The organism is Phytoactinopolyspora limicola, from assembly GCF_011320225.1.
GTDB classification, from domain to species: Bacteria; Actinomycetota; Actinomycetes; order Jiangellales; family Jiangellaceae; genus Phytoactinopolyspora; species Phytoactinopolyspora limicola.
The window spans coordinates 12419-31703 of record NZ_JAAOEN010000007.1; the positions used below are offsets into that span (position 1 = coordinate 12419).

Below are 19285 nucleotides of genomic sequence, written 5' to 3' on the forward strand. Positions count from 1 at the left end.
AGGCCGCCCATTCCGCCTGGTCAGGGCGTGTCCTCAGTCAGCGGGATGGTGGGATCGAACCGGATCGCCAGATCGACGTGGCTGGTTGTGACGTCGCCGGTGTCGGTGATTCCGACGACGTCGTAGGTGAGTGGGCCATGCGTCACCGTGTCGCCCACCTTGACCTCGTCGGTGTAGGAAACGGCGACCTTGGAGCCGCGCTGAAGCGACCGCTTGGGGGTGGGGCTCCACGCCAGTCGGTAGGTGATCGTGGCGGTATCACCGGCCACCCGCACGTCGTCCCACAGGCCGGACGTGGTGAGATGCGCCCATGGTGCGGTCTCCCGGTCGGCCGCCGAGCCCACCTGAATCGATGGTTTCTGACTCGGTGGCGCCGTGATGTGGATAATCGACAGATTCGTGCCCTCAGGCGCCCCCGCCGCCACCCGGGCCATGCTGGTACGCGTGTGAACGGTCGGATCATCCACCGGCGGGTCGAGGAGCTCGACTGCCACCGACGGCGCGCCGCCGCCCTCCCGTTGTTGTTCAGCCATCACGTCACCGCCACGTATGTGAAGTCGGGCCATCTGTCGCCTGGTGGAGGGAACTCACCGGAGTTGAACTGTTCTTCCGTTAGCGCGATGACACTGCCATCACCGCCCCACGGGTTCATCACCAACACCCGGCCGTCCTCGAAGCCGACTACAGCATAGGCATGACCGCCACCGCCCATGATGACCGGCTGACCGTTCTCGAACGCCTCCTGCATCTCGCCGAACACCCCGTCGGCGGGCAGGTCGGTACGTTCGTTTCCGTTGCCGACGGTGGTGTTGAGTCGGTCGGGAGTATAGGCGCCGTCGATGCCTTCATAGTGACCACCCTGGTACTGAGCCATTGCCTTCTCGTAGATCGACGCCCAGTTGATCTCGCCATCGAGGCCGCGGCCGTTGTAGATCGGGTTGCCGTTGTCGGCTGGGATGTGACCACTCACGGTGACGTAGACCGGCATGCCGTTCTCGTCGTAGAGCTTCACCGTGTACGTGCCGTTGGCATTCTCGGTGATGTGCCGGTCGACGAACGTCGGATCGGCGGCCACGGCAGCGGCCAGCGACGCCAACGTCGCGCAGTCTCCGAGGCTGCCCTGATCGATCTGCGCGATACCGGAGCCGCCGTCGGTGATGTCGAAGTCCACGCCCATCTCCACCTCGCCATCGACCCAGCCGTTGGCGTCGCCCCAGAGGGTCGGTTCGAGGTTGGGGATGTCGTTGTGGAACTCGTCGATCTGGTCGGCCCGCATGTTCTGCCAGAGGAACGACGTCAACCCCTGAGCCGGCGAGTTCGGGTACGTCGCGTCGTTCTCGAGGTCACCCTTGTTGTCCGCGAGCCACTGATCCAGCGCGGCGCGCTCAGCGGCGTCGAGTTCATCGAGTGCCGCCGCGACCTCTTCCGGCCGGTAGCCGTTCTCTCGGGCCCACGCGTTCCAGTCCTCCGGTGGCTGCTCTCCGTCGGGCAACCCGGTGAAGGCGTCCTTGATCTCCGAGACGTGTTCGGGGTCGATCAAGTGGCCGGTCTCGAAGTATTCGTTCGCCGCGTCATCGTCCAGTTGCTCGCCGAGGTACGGGCCGCCGGGCACCTGAATGGGGCCAAACAGGAAGTCCAGTGGGTCGCCACGGTCGATCACGGGCTGCAAGGAGGATGCCCGGTCGGCCAGAACGGCACGCGCCCTGGCGGTATTGGAGTCGAACTGCTGGCGGACTTCTTCAGCGGCAGCAGCGACGGCCAACCGCGCGAACCCGCTACCCGCCTCGTCCCAGTCATCACCGAGGTCGGCTATCGCGGCAGCAGCCTGGTCAGCCTCATGGGCGATTCGATCAGAGGCCTGAGCCATCTCGGCACAGGCGTCGGCGACACCAAAGGCGTCCCGGGCCTGTTCTTCCATCCGAGCCAGCCGCTCGTCCGGCATCGGCCCTTTCCAGACGGCTTCGCTGGCGGCGGTGTTGGTATCGCGGGCGATCGCCGCCGCGGCATCGGCAGCGCTCACAAATCCGCGCGCCTGTTCTCGCCACACTTCGGGGTCGTGCTCGAACGCTGGTTTTTCGGAAGACAGGCCGAACATCACGTCAAATGTCCTTGTACTGCTCGTACGCGGCCAGGTCGAGTTTGCCCTGGTGTTCAGCTCGGCTGCGGAGAACCTGGAGGACTTCGACGGCTTTGACCCGCCCGTCGATCACGGCCTCATCGCTGTTCATGCCATCCAGGTCGGGTTTGTAGATATCTGGTATCGCGTGCTCGGCCTCTGGGGCGACGCCAGTGAGCCGGGTGCCTGCCGCCTCGATGGTAGGCGGATCGATTTCGTTCGGTGGTGCCACGTCGAAACCCTATCCAGCCGGGACCGGTAAGATCAAATAACAGGTCTAGACCTTTGCGGTGCGACGTGACCGCGCACCCCGGCTCCCCCATAGAGTGTCTCGCACCTGACTCCTAGGCGGGTTGGCGTACCGCCGTGATGGCGCCAAGTGGCGGGATATCCGGCTCGCTGCGAACGTGCCGCTCCCGCACGGAGAAGCCCGCATCCTCGACCCGGTGCGCCAGTTCATCGACCGGCCACCGATAGGCCGTCGTCACCGCATGCGCGAACGGCTCCAGCTGAGGCCATTCGAAGAACCCGAGGAGAAGACCGCCACCCGGGCGCACGCACCGGGCGAACTCCTGGAGCACCGGCCCGACGTGTTCGGGTTCGGTGTGGATCAACGAATACCAGGAGAGCACCCCCGACAGCGCCCCGTCCTCCACCCCCAGCGCCTCCAGCCGGGCCCGCCGAAACGTCGCCTCGGGGAACCTGTCCGTCGCCAGGGCGAGGAACTCCGGGACAACGTCGATCCCTTCGACGTCGACCCCCGAACGCCGCAGAAAGTCGGTCCACTGCCCAGGCCCGCAGCCGGCATCGATCAGCGGCCCTTCACACCCACGCGCCCAGCGCAGCACCAGATCGCGGTCGGCGGCATGCACGACGTCCATAGTCCCTACTTTGTCCCTGTACTCGGCCGCACGTGCACCGTAGGCCGCCTTCACCACATCCGTCGTCACCATGCGCCCACGCTACCCGTGCCGGACCCGCCGCCAGGCGGGCGTCCCGCCCGGGATCCATCACACCGCGACGACGAGCAGGGCACCGGTGAACAGGGCCAGGCAGCCGACCAGGAAGACGTTCAGCCGAACGTGCTCACGCATCACCGCCACGAACTCCCGCAGGAAGGCACTCGGCACGTAATACGCGGCCGTCCGGGCGCCCCGGACGCGGGCGTTGAGGCCCACCGACCGGGTGAGCATCGCGGTGCGGAAGACGTGGTAGCCGGTGGTGACGACCACCGTCGCCGCGTCGGGATCGTCCATCAAGTCCCGGCTGTACAGCAGGTTCTCGCGGGTGTTGCGGGCGTTGTCCTCGATGCGGATCGTGTCGTCCGGTACCCCGTGATTGCGAAGGTAGGCCGCCATGGCCACCCCTTCCGCCACGTCTTCGTCAGCGCCACGCCCCCCGCTCGGGATGATCACCGGGCGCGACGGCTGACTGGCTGCCACCTCGATGGCTTTGTCGAGACGGGCCGCCAGCAGGGGCGGCACCCGTCCCCCGATCAGCCCCGAGCCGAGCACGACGACGTACCTCGGCCGGAAACGTTTGGGCACCCGCCGGTAAGCGATAGCGGCCAACAAGAACGCGAGGAAGCAGAACCCGACATACGCGGTGAAGCTCATGAGGAAGAACACGATGGCCACCCACACCGCCGCACCGGACTCGCCCTGATCGAACCAGCCGCCAAGGCGGATGAGAAAAGGAGGAACGATCAACATCGCCAACCCGAGGGCGAGCGACAGTAGGTTGCCCAGGCTGCGCGACTCCCGCCGCCACATCATGACGCCGTTGGCGATGAGGAAGATCATCAGAACCGGATAACCCAGAAGCAAGATCACCACCGTGCCGGCCACCAGCATCATCGGCGCCGCCCCGAACCAGCCGTTGGCATCGAAGATGATCAGCCCCGACAACGCCGCCAGCCCGAACCCGACCAGGAAGAACACCGTGTTCCGCAGCCGTCGGCGTTCACGGACGAAAGCGACGATTCCTGCCATCATCAAGGTGATGCCAGCAGCGAAGCTGACATAGGTCGGCAACATGAGTTTCTCCCCGTCAACATGTTCATCGAGCCCGCGGGTGTCGAGCCGCCAGCGGCTTTCGCCCAGCCGACAGCTGCAACACGCCCGATGCAATGTATCGGTTTCAGCGCCGATCGGAGGGGCACTTGGCCACGTGGCCACACGCCCCTCTGCCGTCAATCCGAACTCATGGGGAGGGGACCCTGTTGTACCTGACCCGTCGCGCTACAGGCCGACGGCGTCAGCAAGCTTGTCGACCTGATCCGGGTCGGCGTCGTTGCCCATAAAAAGCAGCTCGTCGCATCCGGCCCGCTCGAACTCATCGACGGCGCCGGCAACACGCTGTTCCGTGGTGTAAGCAATGTCGATGCCGTAATCGACGTACTCCTGGCCTCCAAACGCGTAGTAGGCGTTCAGCGCCGTCGCGACCGCGTCGCGCGCCTGCGGCCCGAGCGCGTACATCACCGAGGCGATCACCGTAGGCTCGGCGTCGCGCCCGGCGTCGGCCCAGGCCTTGCCGAGCGTGGGGACGAAACCATCAAGGTCGGCCGTCGTCGCATCACCAGCGATCCACCCATTGCCCCGGGAGACGATCCGGCGCAGCGCCGCGTCTGATGTCCCACCGAACAACAACGGCGGACCACCGGGAGTGGCCGGCGCCGGACCAACACCTTCGGCGGTGGACCACACCTCATCCAAACGCTTGATCAGCGCAACCAACTGCCGGCCGCGGGATCGGTAGTCCACGCCGCTCACCTCGAAGTCATCCTCGCGCAGCCCGGGTGCGAGGCCGAGCCGCAGGCGACCGGCGCCGGCCAGCTGATCCAGGGTGGCCAGTTGTTTGGCAAACAGGGTGTGGTTGGTCCGCAGCGGCGCCAGCATGACACTCGTCAGCAGGCCGATCCGCGAGGTAGCGCCGGCCACCGCGGCCAACGTCACCAGAGGTTCCGGCGTCGCCCACACGAGGCGATCGCTGACGCTGATCGTAGAAAATCCGCGCCGTTCAGCCCGGCGCGCCCATTCCACGATCATCCGCCCAGATACACCCTCGAGGTGGCTCGGCAGGCCGATACCGACATCCATGACCGGCTCCATTTCTTCTCGGAAGTCAACGGCACCCTCAGTCTCGTATGTCAACCGAACTTGAGGTCAAGGCGGACGCAGACCCCTGCGACGCTCCAGGACTTCCTGGCTTCTAATGACGCATCGCCGCACACTTCGGCGCCTTATCCGGCATAGAAAGCCAGGAAGTCCGGTCACCTTCGGGGATCGCGGCTCAGGCGATTTAAACAAGGTTCCTTTGTATATGCCGTTATGATCAAACAGTGAGCCCGACACCGATCGAGGATCAGGCGCGCGGCACCGGGCGTCTTCGACTCATGAACACCCGGCACGTGTTGTGGGCGCTGCGACACGTGGGCCGACCGGCGCGGATCGTCGAGCTCACCGAGCTGACCTCCCTGACCAGGCCGACGGTCGCGCAGATCATCGCCGCTCTCGAAGGCCGTGGCTGGCTGCAACGGTACGAGCCGATCGGCGCCGCCGGCCGGCCCGCGGTCCGCTACGGCATCGCACCGAGCACCTTCGCGGTCTTCGGCGCCGACGCCGGCGGACACCGGGCCGTCGTGGAGATCGCCAGCCTGGACGGCGAAACTCAGGCGAGACGAGAACGGTGGCACGAACAGCCGCTGGGCGAGCGCATGCTGGATCTGCTCGGCACGATGGTGCATGAGTGCCTCGACGAACTAGGCCTCCCGCCAACGGCCGTCGTCACGGGTACCGTGGCGAGCCCGGGAATCGTCGAACCACGGTCCGGGCAGATTACGCTCCGGAGCAGCCTCGGCCGCTGGAACGGCGCGCAGGTCGCCACTGCTCTGAGCGGACATATCGGCGGTGCGGTCGCCGTCGACAACGACGCGAATCTCGCTGCCAGGGCGATGTGCACGGTGGACGACGTGCCACAGACGTTCCTCGGCCTGCAATGGGGTCAGCGGATCGGCGCGGGCATCGTGCTCAACGGTCAGGTGTACCGCGGCCGGACTGGAGCGGCCGGCGAGCTGGGATCACTGCTCCTACCCGATCCTGTCACCGGGGAGATCCGGCAACTGGAAGAGGTGGTGCCGGCCAGCCGGCTGCCGCTGCTCGGAGGTGCGCCCGACGTCTCGACCGAAGAGCTCATCGCCCGGGCCGAAGCCGGCGACGATCGATCCGCCGAAGCCCTCCGACGCGGCGTCGACCCGTTGGCGGCCGCCATCGCCCCGATCTGTGTCGGGCTGGATCTACACACGGTGACGATCTCGGGCGCCATCGCCCGCTCCGGGCCAGCGCTGATCGCCGCGTTCGTCGAACGTCTCGCCGCTCATGGCGCCGTCGACGTCGACTGTAGGCTCTCGCCCTTCCTCGAAGACACGGTCTTGCGAGGTGCGGTGGGCGACGCCGTCGACGCGGGCTGGGAGTGGCTACTCGAAGAGTCCGGGTCGCAAGAGCCGGCGTCCGCGAACCAGCCTTCATAGTCAGCACTCGGCCTACCCGGCCAGATCAGGACTGCCCCCTCCCATGATCATGAACACTTTCCCGGGCGATAGCCCGGGAAAGTGTTCATGATCATGGGAGGGGGAGCCTCTAGAGGAGGGACCCCGCACCGCCTGTCACATCGGCCCAGGTGGCAGCTAGCGCCTGCTGGAAGGCAACAACGGCGTGATTGTCCTCGGAACCGACACGAATGCTTGTTTGCAGCTCGCGGTAGCTCGGCGGTGTGAGATCGTAAAGCTCGACCTGACACGGAATACATGACCAGAGCAGGTCGGGCAAGATGGCCACGATGAGGCCTGCCTCGACAAAACGGGCCTGGGCGATCATGTCGGCAGTGGTCACCACGACGTGCGGCACGAAGCCCGCTTTCCGGCAGGCGTAGCGCACCCAATCGTGCGCCGGCGTTCCTTCAGGCTCGATGCCCCACGACGTGGCGGTGAGGTCGTGCAGGCCGGTGAAACCTCCGGCCGGCAGCAGCGGCTCGGCGATGGCCAGCCGGAGCTGGTCCGTGCCGAACGTCTGCACCGAGACACCAGGTGTCTGGATGTTCGGCCATGAGGGGTACGACTCGTTGATCACCAGGTCGAAGTCGCCCACCAGCAGCCGCGGAATCGCGGTGTCGGGTTCTGCTTGAGTGACCGTCACCGTGAGCTTCGGATGCTCCTGCTTCAAGCGGCCGAGAATGGTCGGGAGGACGGCGAGGGTCATCGTCTGCATCGAAGCCACGTTGAGCGTGCCGGTTACCTCGTCGTACGTGGAACTGATCTCCGCCTCGGCCTGTTCGAGTTCACCGAGGATACGTTCCGTGTGTTTGACGATGATCAGTGCTTCGCGCGTCAGCCGGACGCGCCGTCCGTCCCGCACGAAGAGCGACACGCCAAGCTCATTCTCCAGGGTGGCCAACTGCTGGGACACCGCCGACGTGCTGTAAGACAGCGCCTCGGCGACAGCGGCCATCGTGCCGCGATGGTGTAGCTCTCGCAGAACACGCATCCGCTGGAGGTCGAATCGCACGATAGTCCACCTCTGCTTAACTATATTGTCCTATTCTCTTCGCTTTACCTGAGCGTTTCAATGTTCCACGCTTGTCACGCATGGAGGCGTCTCCGGACAACGCACAGTGCCCCATGCCACTCACGACCTCCGAGAACCCACGCCAGGATCGTCGCTGGCCGGCCCGCAACGCCACCCCGGGAGTGGTGGAGGACCGGCGCCGGAACCGCTGCTCTGACCCAAGGAGTCGCCATGCGTATCACGTCGATGATCGGAACTACCGGCATGCTGGCCTTGTTGCTCGTCTCGGCATGTGCCTCAGCCGCTGGCGACGGCGGAGACGGGAACGGGGGCGCCACTCATGACGGCGAGTTCGTCGTCAACGGAACCTTCACCACGTCGGTCGCGGGTGATGCGGGCAACCTGCATCCGCACCTCACCACGGACTCGAACTCACGAACGGTGATCGCCTTCGCACACGACAAGCTGGTGTACTTCACCCAGGATGGAGACGCGCTGCCCTGGCTCGCCGACTCGTGGGACGTCACGCCCACATCGGTCACCTATACCATCCGCGACGGCGTGACCTGTTCGGATGGCACGGCGCTGGCGGCCAGCCAGGTGGCCGCGAACTTCGAGTTCATCGTCGACCCCGCCAATGGATCCCCCATTCGCGGCGTGTTCGTTCCGCACGACCTGGAAGTCACCGCCGACGACGACGCCCGGACGGTCACCATCACCGTGGAGCAGCCCGACCCTTTCCTGTTCCACAGCACCGGAGAACTGTTCATCGCGTGTGAAGCCGGTCTGACCGACCCGGAACTCCTGACCAGCGCATCGATCAGCTCCGGCATGTATCAGGTGGCCGACGTCGCGACGGGCGACTCCTACACCTTGGAACGGCGCGACGATTACGCGTGGGGGCCGGAGGAGACCACCGCTTCCGTACCCGGAACACCAAAAACAATCGTCCTGCGCGTCGTCGAGGACGAAGCTACCGCCGTCAACCTGTTTCTCGCTGGTGAGCTTGACGCGGTGACGGTCACCGGGGTCGACCGCCAGCGGTTCGAGTCGCAGGACTTCGACCAGCTGACGAGTCGGGGTGTCGTCGGTGAGCTGTATTTCAATCAAACAAGCGGAGAGCCCGGCGCTGATCAAGAGGTCCGGCGCGCGCTGACGCAGGCGTTGGACGTCCATGAGCTGATGGCGGTGATGACGAGTGGCACCGGCGAGATGTCGCGATCGGTATCGGCGCTCGAACCGGCCGCGTGTGACTACGACGCGGTCAGCGACTATCTCCTGGAACGCGACGTCGAGGCCGCACGCCGAACGTTGGACGCGGCCGGATGGACCGAAGGCACCGACGGTGTCCGGCAGAAAGACGGGCGGCGGCTGGAAATGACCGTGATTCATCAGAACACCCCGCCGGGCAACACGTCCGCGGCAGAGCTGATCACCCAGCAATGGCGCGAGGTCGGGGTAGACGCGACCAGCAGGAGCACGACTCCCGTCGCGTTCAACTCGGTGGTGTTCGACACGGGCGGCACCTGGCACGCCGCACTCGTCTCGCTGAACACCCGGATGCCCAGCCAACTCGTCCCCTTCTTCTCCGGCGCCACACCTCCGGACGGCACCAACTTCTCCCACATCGACAACGACGCCTATCTCTCAGCCGTCGCCGAAGCGATGCAACTGCCCGGTACCGACAGTTGCCCGAAGTGGAAAGAAGCGGAACAAGCCCTGTTCGCCGCGTATGACGTCGTCATGTTCGCCGACGACTACGTGCCGACATACCTCGACGGGGTGTCCGCCGCGCGCGGCCAGGACGGAATCGTCGCCCCCACCATTCGCCTCCGCGCAAACTGACCTGCCGGCCGCTCAACATCATCGCCACCCGAAGGAGACGATATGAGCGTAGCGACGCTCGACCAGCGGCATTGGCAGCATCGGCTGGCCGACTTGGCTCGGAGATACGCCGTCCCCGGCTCCGTGCTCGGCATCGCGTACGGAGATCAGACCGTGACGGCGGTCCACGGAGTCACGAACGTCCACACCGGCGTCGAGGTCACCACCGACACTCTGTTCCAGATCGGATCGATCACCAAAGTGTTGACGGCGTCACTGGTCATGACCCTGGTCGACGAGGGCACCCTCGATCTCGACGAACCAGTGATGACGTACCTACCCGAGCTCAGGCTCAGTGATGCCGAGGCGACCGCCCGGATCACGATGCGGCACCTCCTGACCCATACCAGTGGGATCGCCGGTGACTTCTTCCACGACACCGGCCGCGGCGACGACTGCGTCGAACGTTATGTGTCCGCCCTCGCCGGGCTGCCGATGACCCACCCACCCGCCGCGACATGGTCCTACAGCAACGGCGGATTCGTCGTCGCCGGCCGCGTCATCGAAAAGCTCACCGGCCGGTGCTGGGACGATGCGATGCGACAGCGGTTGCTGGGCCCGGCCGGACTCGCCGACACCGTCACGCTGCCCGAAGATGCCCTGCTGCGCCGCGCGGCGGTCGGACATGTCCACATGGGCGACGAAGATCCACGCCCGACCGAGGTGTGGCTGATGCCACGGTCGATCGGCCCCGCGGGGGCGACGATGTGCTCGACCGCCCGCGACCTCCTCACCTTCGCGCGGCTTCAGTCGGCGCGGGGCCTGGCCGTCGACGGCACTCCCCTGCTCACCGCGGACTCCGTCGCGTCAATGCACCAAGAACAGGCCAAGCTGCCGGATCCGCATTCGAAGACCCCCTCCATCGGCATCGCCTGGTTCCTGGACGACTGGAATGGACGACGGGTGATCGGGCACGACGGCGGAACCATCGGCCAATCGGCGTTCCTGCGATGCCTGCCCGACCTGGAGCTGGCCGTGGTCCTCCTCACCAACGGTGGGCGGACGCTGGAGCTCGACGACACCATCACCCGCGAGGTGTTCCGGGAGGTCGCCGGGCTCGACATGCCGCCCAAACTCACGCCGCCGGCACAACCCGCCGACGTCGACGTCGCCCCGCACGTGGGGACATACCAACGAAGCGGTGCTCGAGTGGAGATCATGAATGGTGCGCCGGGACCGCGGCTACGGCTCACGGACACCCAGCAGGTGCCCGGGCTGGCTCATGAACCCGTCGAACTCGATCTCGTGCCGGTCACCGACGACCTGTTCGTCGTCCGGATCCCGGGTATGGACGCGTGGGCCCCGGTCACCTTCTATTCGTTGCCGGACGGCACGCCGTATCTGCACTTCGGAATCCGCGCGACGCCCCGGGTCGCCTAACAACACCATCCTGTGTGAAGGACGAAGAGATGCTGATTCTGGACGCCGACGACATCAACCGCACCTTGAGCTGGACAACCGCGATCGACGCCATGGACGACGCGTTCCGCGCCTACGCGGCGGGTCGGATACCCCCGCCGGAACGGCTCGACAGCTATCTGCCGGACGGTGAGTTCCACGTCAAAGCCGGGCACACCGCTGGGTTCTTCGCCGTCAAGGCGAACAGTGCGTTCTTCGCCAACCCGCCGGTTAGGCCGGCCATCCAAGGCGTCATAGTGCTGTTCGACAGCTCCAGCGGCGAACCGGTGGCCGCACTCGACTCCAGCGCTCTCACCGCGGTGCGTACGGCGGCCGCGAGTGCGGTCGCCACGGGCCTGCTCGCACCGCCCGACGCGCACACAATCGGTCTCGTGGGTGCTGGTGCACAGGCGTGGCACCATGCCCGGGCACTCGCGGCGATTCGTCCGTTGTCCCAGTTCGTGGTGTGGAGCCGTACCCGAGCCGCCAGCCGGCGGCTGGCCCATCGGATCGAGAGCGAACTTGCCCGCCGATGTGCCGTCGTCGACCGGCCACGCGACGTGTGCCGGGCCGAGATCGTCGTCACCTGTACCCCATCGACGTCGCCCATTCTCGAGGTGGGCGACGTCGAGCCAGGTACGCTCATCGTCGCCGTCGGCTGCGACAGCCCGCACAAACAGGAGTTGTCGAGCGCGTTGACGGCCAGCAGCGTCGTCGTCCCCGATGTCCTCGATCAGTGTCTGACCGCTGGCGAGCTACACCACGCCGTACGGGACGAGCTGATGAGCGTCGCCGACGTAGGCGACGACCTGGGCACCCTTCTGTTGCGCGACGCCCCACCGGTGTCCGGCGGCGGCCGGCCAGTGGTCTTCGACTCCACCGGCACCGGTTTCCAGGATGCCGCCGCGGCCAAGGCCGTCTACAGCGCTACCCTGCCGTCGCCCTCCCCCGGCATCGCCAGCGCACGATGACGTCCTCCACTCCACCCGAGCTGACGCTCGATCTCATCCGCTCGGCCGCCGCCGGGCTGGCCGGCGTGGCACATCACACCCCTACCGTGCGCTCGCGCACGTTGGACGCCCAGGTTTCGGCTGAGGTGTTGGTCAAGTGCGAGTCCTTCCAGCGTGGCGGCTCGTTCAAGTTTCGCGGCGCCTACACCTATGTCGCGGCGCATCTCGACGAGGTCCGACAACGCGGAGTCTGCACCGTCAGCTCCGGCAACCACGCACAGGCTGTCGCCATCACCGCCCGCAATCTGGGACTACGGTGCGCCGTGCTGATGCCGCATGACGCGCCCGCAGCCAAGCTGGAAGCCACGAGATCATACGGCGCCCAGGTCGAGCAGTATGATCGTTTCTCCATGCCGCAGGCCCAGGCTGGCGCGGCGTTCGCCGAGCGTACCGGGCTGACCATGGTGCCCGCGTACAACCATCCACTCATCGCCGCCGGTGCTGGCACGGCGGTACTCGAGGTCGCCGGGCAGTCATCCGCCGTGGATGTGCTGCTCGCACCGATCGGGGGTGGTGGCCTGATCAGCGGATGCGGTACCGCGGTGAAAGCGCTGTCGCCCACGGCGACCGTCATCGGCGTCGAGGCTGCCGCGTCCGCGGTGACCCAACGGTCGCTGCGGGCCGGCCAGCGCGTGGAGATCGAGCTGACTCCACACCTGGCCGACGGCCAGATGCTCACCACCCCCGGGTCCTGGACCTTCGGCATCATGCAACGTGTCGTCGACGACGTGGTGCTGGTCACCGACGACGAGATCCGGGCAGCGATGCGGTTTCTGTTCGACCGGATGAAACTCGTCGTCGAGCCGAGTGGAGCGGCCGCGTGCGCCGCACTCCTGGCGGGGAAGGTCGACGTCGCCGGCCAGCGGGTCGCGGTGATCGTGAGCGGCGGCAACATCGGCGTCGACAGGTTCGGTGACCTCATGACCGAGGAGGCCAGCGCGGCCGTCCGGGGTGTGCCTCGCCCACACCTCCGCTGACCCCTAAGCCCGGCCGCCGGGCAGTGCCTTCCCAGCACGAAGGATGACGGCGTTCCGGTGGACGCCGGTCCGCGTGGTTGAAGATCAATTGCTCCTTCGGGTAATACTTGTAGGAAAAGTATCCCTCGTAGGAGGTGTGGATGAACGTTGAGGATCTTCCACCGGCGCCAGGCAAGTTCGCCAGCACGGTCAAGGTCGGAGAGAAGGGACAGATCGTGATCCCCAAGGGGGCCCGGGATCTGTTCAACATCCGACCGGGAGACACATTGCTGCTACTCGCCGATGTCGAGCAGGGCATCGCGATCGTCCGCCAAGACCTATTCGACCGATTCATCGCCCAAGCAATGGGTCCTGCTCCGGAACCACCACCAGCTCCGGAGCGAGACACCGAACAAGAGGAGGATCGGCCGTGAACGTCGTCGTTTGCGAGGACGTCACCCGCCGGTTCGAGGACGTCACCGCGGTGGATAACGTGTCATTGCAGGTCGAGCAGGGCGAGATCTTCGGCCTGATCGGGCCCAATGGGGCAGGCAAGACGACCCTGCTGAACTGCATCGAAGGCCTGGACCGCCCAACGTCGGGAGACATCTCGGTCCTTGGCCGGCACCCCATCACCGACCGACACGAACTGACGCTCCGTACCGGTGTGCAACTGCAAAGCGCGGCACTACCGCCACGGGTCACCGTCGCCGAGGCGATGCGCCTGTATTCGGCCTTCTACGCCGACCCCACCCCCTGGCCGGACCTCCTCACCACGTTGGGTATCGCCGGCAAACAGCAGACCAGAGTCGAGCGTCTGTCCGGAGGCGAGCGCCAGCGCGTGTTCATCGCTCTTGCGCTACTGCACAACCCGGAGGTCGTCTTCCTCGACGAGCTGACCACCGCGCTGGATCCACAGGCACGCCTCGCCATGTGGGAGGTCGTGGCGGGGATCCGCGATCAAGGAACCACCGTCGTGCTGACCACGCACTACATGGAGGAAGCGGAGCATTTGTGTGACCGGGTAGGCATCATCGACCACGGTCAGATCATCGCACTCGATACCGTGCCCGCACTCGTGCGTGATCACGCCGGCGACACCACGGCACGTCTCACCCTCACCCAGCGTTCCCCTGCCGACCTGGATTTGACGACGATCGACGAGGTGACTACCGCCCAGCCGGATGGCGTGCACCTGACCGTCCAAGGTACCGGTGGCTTCCTCCAGGACGTCATGACCGAACTGACCAGCCGTGATCTGCGGGTAGCCGATCTGCGAGCCACCTCGCCGAGCCTCGAGGATGTGTTCTTGAATCTGACCGGGCGCGCCATGCGAATCGAGGAGCCAGCATGACCGGCTACCGAGTGCTTACCGTGACCTTGTTTCGTTCCCTGACGCGTGAGCCGGTCGGACTATTCTTCTCGTTCATCTTCGCTCCAGTACTGGTCCTCATCCTGGGCGGAATCTTCGGCAACGACCCCCGTCCGGAGTTCGACGGGCAAGGCTATATCGAAGCCAACCTTCCCGCGTTCACCTCCTTGGTGCTGGCCATCATCGGCGTCATGGTGCTACCGGTGAACCAGCTGACCTTGCGCGAAAGCGGCGCTCTGCGCCGGCTGCGGCTCACCCCCATGCGACCAGCGACCTTCGTCGCCGCCGATCTCACCGTCAATTTCCTGGTCGGTTTCGCCGGCATGATCGCCGCCTTGACCGTCGGGTGGCTGGCCTTCGGTGTCACGCCGTCAGGCAACGTCGTCATGGTCATGCTGGCCGCGGCCCTTGGACTCGTCGCGTTCTTAGCGCTGGGCTATACACTTGCCGGCCTGTATCCGTCCGCGGGTGCGGCCACCGGCATTGGCAATGTGCTGATGATCCTGTTGATGCTCACCTCAGGAGCCTTCGTCCCGTTGAGCGCCATGCCCGACGGTGTACGTACAGCGACGGACTTTTCGCCGATCCGGCAGTTCGTCGAACTCGTGGAAGGTCTGTGGGAGGGCGATGCGTGGTCGTCGCTGCTCCTGCCCACCGGGGTGCTCGTCGCCATGATCATCGTCTTTGGCGCCCTTGGTTCCAGACTGTTGCGATGGGAACGCACCTGAGGTGATCATGGATGCCACCGCGGCACCGCAGCCGGACGGGCCAGAGCCGGAGGTTCGTGTGACGTCGTCGAAGCTCCCCCGATGACCGGTCGGTCATGCTGCTAGAGCAACTACTCCCGCATGGTGTCTACGCCGCCGAACGCCGCGTGGACGATACCCCTGAGCCTCTGTTTCCGGAGGAACTAGCACACATAGCCCGTGCTGTGCCGAAGCGGCGCGACGAGTTCACGACGGTCCGGTACTGCGCGCGCCTCGCCCTACGTCAGCTGGGGATGGATCGCCCACCACTGGTGCCCGGCGAGGGCGGTGCGCCGACGTGGCCGCGTGGCGTCGTCGGCAGCATGACCCATTGCACCGGCTATCGCGCCGCGGTCGTCGCCGACGGTGCGAACGTAGTGTCGATCGGCATAGACGCCGAGCCCGACGAACCTCTGCCCGAGGGCGTCGAGCAGGCCGTCATGCTGCCGACCGAACGTCGACATGTTGCCGAGCTGGCGGTGGCCGAGCCTGGCCCACACTGGGACCGCCTCCTCTTCAGCGCCAAGGAGAGCGTCTACAAGACCTGGTATCCGCTCGCCGGCACCTGGCTGGACTTCGAGGATGCCGAGGTCCGGTTCCATCCCGACGGGACGTTCGCCGTCAAGCTGCTCATCGACCACCCGCCGGCCGCCAGCCAGCCGCTCACACAGGTGGAGGGCCGCTGGCTCAGCGCCGACGGGTTACTGCTGACTGTTGTGGTCCTGAACGCCCACGCGAATGGTGGCGCCGGATAGTCAGCGGGGTCAGGCGTCAGCCCCACACCTCGTCGATCGACACCGGGCGGATCTCCGCCTCCGCAGGCAGCAGCCGCGGGCCTCGCCATTCACGACCAGCCTTGCCGTCGGTCGGGTAATGCACGCAGAACGCCTCCATGTCCTCGCCGACGTCGAAGGCGCCGCGCACCCCGGCGGGCATGTACAGCGACTCACCGACCTTCGCCGTCATGACCGCGGCCCCGAACCGCACGGTCAGGCTCCCCCTCGTCACGACGGCCACCTCGTCGTAGGCCCACAGGAAGTCGAAAGCCACACCCTTACGGAAGCGGATGTAAGCCAAGCCGAGGTTGGAGCCCTCCTCCTCGTCGGCGATGTAACCGACGTAGGCCTCGTGGTCACCAACCTGAAGCCAGTCGGACACATCTCGGGCGCTGAACGTCTGGATGGCCGTGGGCTCGAATGTCATCGCGGTGCCTCCGTTGTCTCTGGTCACGGCACTAGGCTGCCCGCGGACACTTACCGCTTTCTTACGGCACTCTGCCGGCCGACCTATGCTGCTCTTAGCCGAGCAGCGGTGTCTCCCGACGACCGCCGCGAGAGGAGAACGCAGGTGACGGACGCCGCCACGGTCGAGTCGGCCATCGTCTGCGTTCATCGTGAGGAGTGGGCCCGGGTGGTGGCCTTGCTGGCGCGCCGGTTCGGCGATCTCGACCTGGCGGAGGAGATGGCCGCCGAGGCGTTCGCGACCGCCGTCGAGCGGTGGCCCCACGACGGCGTGCCTCCGAATCCGGGCGCGTGGCTCACCACTACCGCCACCCGCAAAACGATCGATCGGCTACGACGGGAAGCACGGCGCGCCCCAAAACAGCAGGAAGCGCTCCGGCTCTACGACAACAGCCCACCCGAGCCGATCGGCGTGGTCGAAGACGACCGGCTCCGGCTGCTCTTCACCTGCTGCCATCCGGCGCTCTCCATGGAGGCTCGGGTGGCCCTGACCTTGCGCATGGTCGGCGGCCTCAGCCTTCCCGAGATCGCCGACGCCTTCCTGGTGCAGGAAGCTACGATGGGCCGGCGCATCACCCGTGCGAAGAGCAAGATCAAGGCCGCGAGGATCCCCTACCGGATGCCGGAGGCCGAGGATCTGCCCGCCCGGGTAGCTGGAGTGCTCGCGGTGCTCTACCTCGTCTTCAATGAGGGTTATCTCGCCTCGCGCGAGGATTCCGAGCCGATCCGTCGCGACCTCACCTCCGAGGCGATCCGACTGACACGCCTGGTCAAGAACCTGATGCCGCACGATGGCGAGGTGGCCGGCCTGCTCGCCCTCATGCTGCTCACCGAGGCACGAGCCGCCGCGCGTGTCTCGCCATCGGGTGAGCTGATGCGGTTCGACGAGCAGGACCGAGGCGTATGGGACCAGGCACTGATCGCCGAGGGCTTGGCACTCGTGCGCCAGCGTCTGGCCGTGGTCGCCCGCGGCGACGCCGTACCCGGCCGTTACCAGATTCTCGCCGCCATCAGCGCCGTCCACACATCCGCGCCCGACGCGCACGCCACCGACTGGTCGCAGGTCGTCGCCCTCTACGACCAGCTGGCTGCGATCGACCCGAGCCCGATCGTCGCGCTGAACCGGGCGGTCGCCGTCGCCAAACTCCACGGCCCCGACGTCGGCCTGGATGCGGTCGAGCGGTTCGGCGAAGCGCTGGCTGACTACCACGCCTTCCACGCCACCCGTGCCGACCTGTTGCGGCAGCTCGGCCGCTCGGCCGACGCCCGGGCGGCGTACGACCGGGCGATCGAGCTGGCCGGTAACTCCGCCGAGATCGCGTATCTCACCCGGTGCCGCGGCCAGCTCGACGACTGACGATCAGCAGCCGGCACCGCGTTGTCAATCTGCGGTGACGACGGCGCTCGCTCCTATGCTCAGGTCGCATACCGCGGGCGTCCGGCCGGCCGGTAGGTCTGGAGCGTGATGCCGTCGGTGAAGGCTCGGAAGTCGGCCAGGTCGAGCGCGGTGTCCGGGCCGGCGTCGGGGAACAGGCGGGTGCCCTGGCCGACGACGACGGGAAAGGTGAACAGCGTGATTTCATCGACCAGGTGATGCTCCAGGAGCCAGCGCACCAGGGTGCCGCTCCCGTGAACCTGCAGCTCACCCTCTCGGTTGGCCTTCAACTCGCTGACGGCGGCCGCTAGGTCGCCGGCGAGGACGGTGGTGCCGTCCCATTGCGGGTCGGTGAGCGTGGCCGATGCCACGTACTTGGGGCGGGCGTTCAAGGCACGTCCGATGGGCGCGTTCGCCATCTCGTCGATCGCGCCCCACGAGCGGGCGAAAATCTCATAGGTCCGCCGGCCGAACAGGAACGCGTCGGCACGCTGATAGACCTGACCAAGGAACGTCTCCACGTCTGCGCCCCACAGCGGCAAGGCCCAGCCGCCGCGCTCGAACCCGCCTCGGCGGTCCTCGTCCGACCCGCCGAGGCCCTGCATCACTCCGTCGACGGAAACGTTCGTGACCGTGGTCAGTTTCATGATCCTGTTGCCTTTCGTCCGGGGCGCCCCTGGTGGGCGGCCTTACCCCCACAACGAACACCTCTGCCCTGATCCGACACTTCCTCTCGGATTCCATCGGTGGAAAAATCTATGCGTTTTGCATATATTTTTGGGATGGAGTCAACCCTGGAAGCAGCGATCAACGAGTGGCACACGAGCGTGAACGACGGCGACCTGGTCCGGTCAGCGAGCGCAGTCGGTGATCCGATCGTTGTTATGGGCCCGAAAGGCGCCGGCCCGATCACACCCGCACAATTCGCGGACTGGGTGAAACGCTCGGGGATCACGTTGACGCCCCGGTCGTGGCATCCGGTCAGTGAGCGCCTGATGGTCGTCGAACAAGACGCCACCTGGCCAGCGAGTGCGGAGCCTACCCGGGTCGCCACGGTGTTCCGGGTGGCCGGAGGGAAGGTCACTGCCGCTCTCCGACTACCCGACCTGACCTCGGCGCTGGAGCTGGCATACGTCTACGGCGAGATGGCAGCCACCGAATGAGCCACCCGGGACCAGGCCAGGCCCTGTTCGCGTTCGTCCGGCACTGGGCACGTAGAACGTCACCCAGCGACGACACCATCGCTGAGCAAGGTCGGCTCGTGCTCGCCACCGAGGCCGTCCACTCCCTCACCCGGCGCGGGGTAGCGGCGACGGTCAACGCCATCGCGCACGAGATCGGCATCGACCAGAGCGGAGCATCACGACTGGTCAAGAACGCGGCGGAGGCCGGGTACCTCACCTTGCAGGCATCGGAAACAGACGGACGCCGACGCCAGGCAGCAGTCACCGCATCCGGGCACACCATGCTCGAACAAGCACATGACTGGCAAGAGCAGGTCTTCGAACGGTTGACGGAAGGCTGGACCGAGCAGCAGCGCCGCGACTTCCAGCAGTCGATCACTGATCTGATCGACCGGTCGTACGCCTTGGACTCATGACCCGCTCGCCGTTCCGCGCCGCCCGG

The 19285-nt window shown here is 66.3% G+C and carries 21 protein-coding genes; 12 read left to right on the forward strand and 9 right to left on the reverse strand.

All coding sequences use genetic code 11. The features are described from left to right. Positions 1–20: 20 nt before the first annotated feature. From G8760_RS17120 to G8760_RS17145, 6 genes are all read right to left on the reverse strand, one after another. A complete protein-coding gene (locus tag G8760_RS17120) occupies positions 21–533 on the reverse strand; it encodes a hypothetical protein (protein WP_166353393.1) in 513 nt (170 codons plus the stop codon). Beyond that, positions 533–2020 carry a C2 family cysteine protease gene (locus G8760_RS17125; RefSeq protein WP_166353395.1) on the reverse strand — a complete coding sequence of 496 codons (1488 nt, stop codon included), beginning with the start codon at positions 2018–2020 and terminating at the stop codon, positions 533–535. Before G8760_RS17125 ends, G8760_RS17120 begins: the two co-directional genes overlap by 1 nt. A gap of 79 nt (positions 2021–2099) precedes the next feature. Further along, positions 2100–2348, reverse strand: a complete 249-nt coding sequence (locus tag G8760_RS17130) for a hypothetical protein (protein ID WP_166353397.1) — start codon at positions 2346–2348, stop codon at positions 2100–2102. 112 nt (positions 2349–2460) lie between these two features. After that, positions 2461–3069, reverse strand: coding sequence for a class I SAM-dependent methyltransferase (locus tag G8760_RS17135; RefSeq protein ID WP_166353399.1), 609 nt, complete (start codon positions 3067–3069; stop codon positions 2461–2463). 57 nt (positions 3070–3126) lie between these two features. Continuing rightward, complete coding sequence (locus tag G8760_RS17140) at positions 3127–4152, reverse strand: YdcF family protein (RefSeq protein WP_166353401.1); 1026 nt, start codon at positions 4150–4152, stop codon at positions 3127–3129. 204 nt (positions 4153–4356) lie between these two features. Continuing rightward, the gene (locus G8760_RS17145) at positions 4357–5214 is read right to left on the reverse strand and encodes an LLM class flavin-dependent oxidoreductase (RefSeq protein WP_166353403.1); all 858 of its coding nucleotides are present in this window, start codon (positions 5212–5214) and stop codon (positions 4357–4359) included. A gap of 242 nt (positions 5215–5456) precedes the next feature. Here G8760_RS17145 and G8760_RS17150 point away from each other — a divergent pair, with 242 nt between their 5' ends. After that, positions 5457–6644 (forward strand): ROK family transcriptional regulator, encoded by a 1188-nt coding sequence (locus tag G8760_RS17150; RefSeq protein WP_166353405.1) that lies wholly within the window; start codon positions 5457–5459, stop codon positions 6642–6644. 109 nt (positions 6645–6753) lie between these two features. Here G8760_RS17150 and G8760_RS17155 read toward each other — a convergent pair whose 3' ends face one another. After that, positions 6754–7677 carry a LysR family transcriptional regulator gene (locus tag G8760_RS17155; protein WP_166353407.1) on the reverse strand — a complete coding sequence of 308 codons (924 nt, stop codon included), beginning with the start codon at positions 7675–7677 and terminating at the stop codon, positions 6754–6756. Positions 7678–7908: 231 nt separating this feature from the next. Between G8760_RS17155 and G8760_RS17160 the strand changes: the two genes are divergently transcribed. From G8760_RS17160 to G8760_RS17195, 8 genes are all read left to right on the forward strand, one after another. Continuing rightward, positions 7909–9522, forward strand: a complete 1614-nt coding sequence (locus G8760_RS17160; protein ID WP_166353409.1) for an ABC transporter substrate-binding protein — start codon at positions 7909–7911, stop codon at positions 9520–9522. 42 nt (positions 9523–9564) lie between these two features. Next, positions 9565–10941 (forward strand): serine hydrolase domain-containing protein, encoded by a 1377-nt coding sequence (locus G8760_RS17165; RefSeq protein WP_166353411.1) that lies wholly within the window; start codon positions 9565–9567, stop codon positions 10939–10941. A gap of 29 nt (positions 10942–10970) precedes the next feature. Next, positions 10971–11930: an ornithine cyclodeaminase family protein gene (locus tag G8760_RS17170; protein WP_166353413.1), complete on the forward strand. Its 960-nt coding sequence runs from the start codon at positions 10971–10973 to the stop codon at positions 11928–11930. Then, entirely contained in the window at positions 11927–12946 is a 1020-nt protein-coding gene (locus tag G8760_RS17175) for a pyridoxal-phosphate dependent enzyme (RefSeq protein ID WP_166353415.1), read from the forward strand. The genes G8760_RS17170 and G8760_RS17175 overlap by 4 nt, the downstream gene beginning before the upstream one ends. Positions 12947–13086: 140 nt before the next feature. Then, on the forward strand, positions 13087–13359 hold the full coding sequence (locus G8760_RS17180) for an AbrB/MazE/SpoVT family DNA-binding domain-containing protein (protein WP_166353417.1): 273 nt from the start codon (positions 13087–13089) through the stop codon (positions 13357–13359). Beyond that, entirely contained in the window at positions 13356–14279 is a 924-nt protein-coding gene (locus G8760_RS17185) for an ABC transporter ATP-binding protein (protein WP_166353419.1), read from the forward strand. Before G8760_RS17180 ends, G8760_RS17185 begins: the two co-directional genes overlap by 4 nt. Continuing rightward, positions 14276–15025 carry an ABC transporter permease gene (locus G8760_RS17190; RefSeq protein WP_166353421.1) on the forward strand — a complete coding sequence of 250 codons (750 nt, stop codon included), beginning with the start codon at positions 14276–14278 and terminating at the stop codon, positions 15023–15025. Before G8760_RS17185 ends, G8760_RS17190 begins: the two co-directional genes overlap by 4 nt. Before the next feature lie 95 nt (positions 15026–15120). Beyond that, entirely contained in the window at positions 15121–15798 is a 678-nt protein-coding gene (locus G8760_RS17195) for a 4'-phosphopantetheinyl transferase family protein (RefSeq protein WP_166353423.1), read from the forward strand. Positions 15799–15814: 16 nt separating this feature from the next. Here G8760_RS17195 and G8760_RS17200 read toward each other — a convergent pair whose 3' ends face one another. Continuing rightward, positions 15815–16273 carry a hypothetical protein gene (locus tag G8760_RS17200; RefSeq protein ID WP_166353425.1) on the reverse strand — a complete coding sequence of 153 codons (459 nt, stop codon included), beginning with the start codon at positions 16271–16273 and terminating at the stop codon, positions 15815–15817. Between the two features lie 117 nt (positions 16274–16390). Between G8760_RS17200 and G8760_RS17205 the strand changes: the two genes are divergently transcribed. After that, the gene (locus G8760_RS17205) at positions 16391–17641 is read left to right on the forward strand and encodes an RNA polymerase sigma factor (protein WP_166353427.1); all 1251 of its coding nucleotides are present in this window, start codon (positions 16391–16393) and stop codon (positions 17639–17641) included. A gap of 59 nt (positions 17642–17700) precedes the next feature. Here the strand turns inward: G8760_RS17205 and G8760_RS17210 are convergent, their stop codons facing one another. After that, positions 17701–18306, reverse strand: coding sequence for a dihydrofolate reductase family protein (locus tag G8760_RS17210; protein ID WP_166353429.1), 606 nt, complete (start codon positions 18304–18306; stop codon positions 17701–17703). 135 nt (positions 18307–18441) lie between these two features. On the opposite strand from G8760_RS17210, the gene G8760_RS17215 reads away from it, so the two are divergent. Continuing rightward, complete coding sequence (locus tag G8760_RS17215; RefSeq protein WP_166353431.1) at positions 18442–18822, forward strand: hypothetical protein; 381 nt, start codon at positions 18442–18444, stop codon at positions 18820–18822. After that, entirely contained in the window at positions 18819–19259 is a 441-nt protein-coding gene (locus G8760_RS17220; RefSeq protein ID WP_166353433.1) for a MarR family winged helix-turn-helix transcriptional regulator, read from the forward strand. Before G8760_RS17215 ends, G8760_RS17220 begins: the two co-directional genes overlap by 4 nt. The last annotated feature ends 26 nt before the right edge of the window (positions 19260–19285 follow it).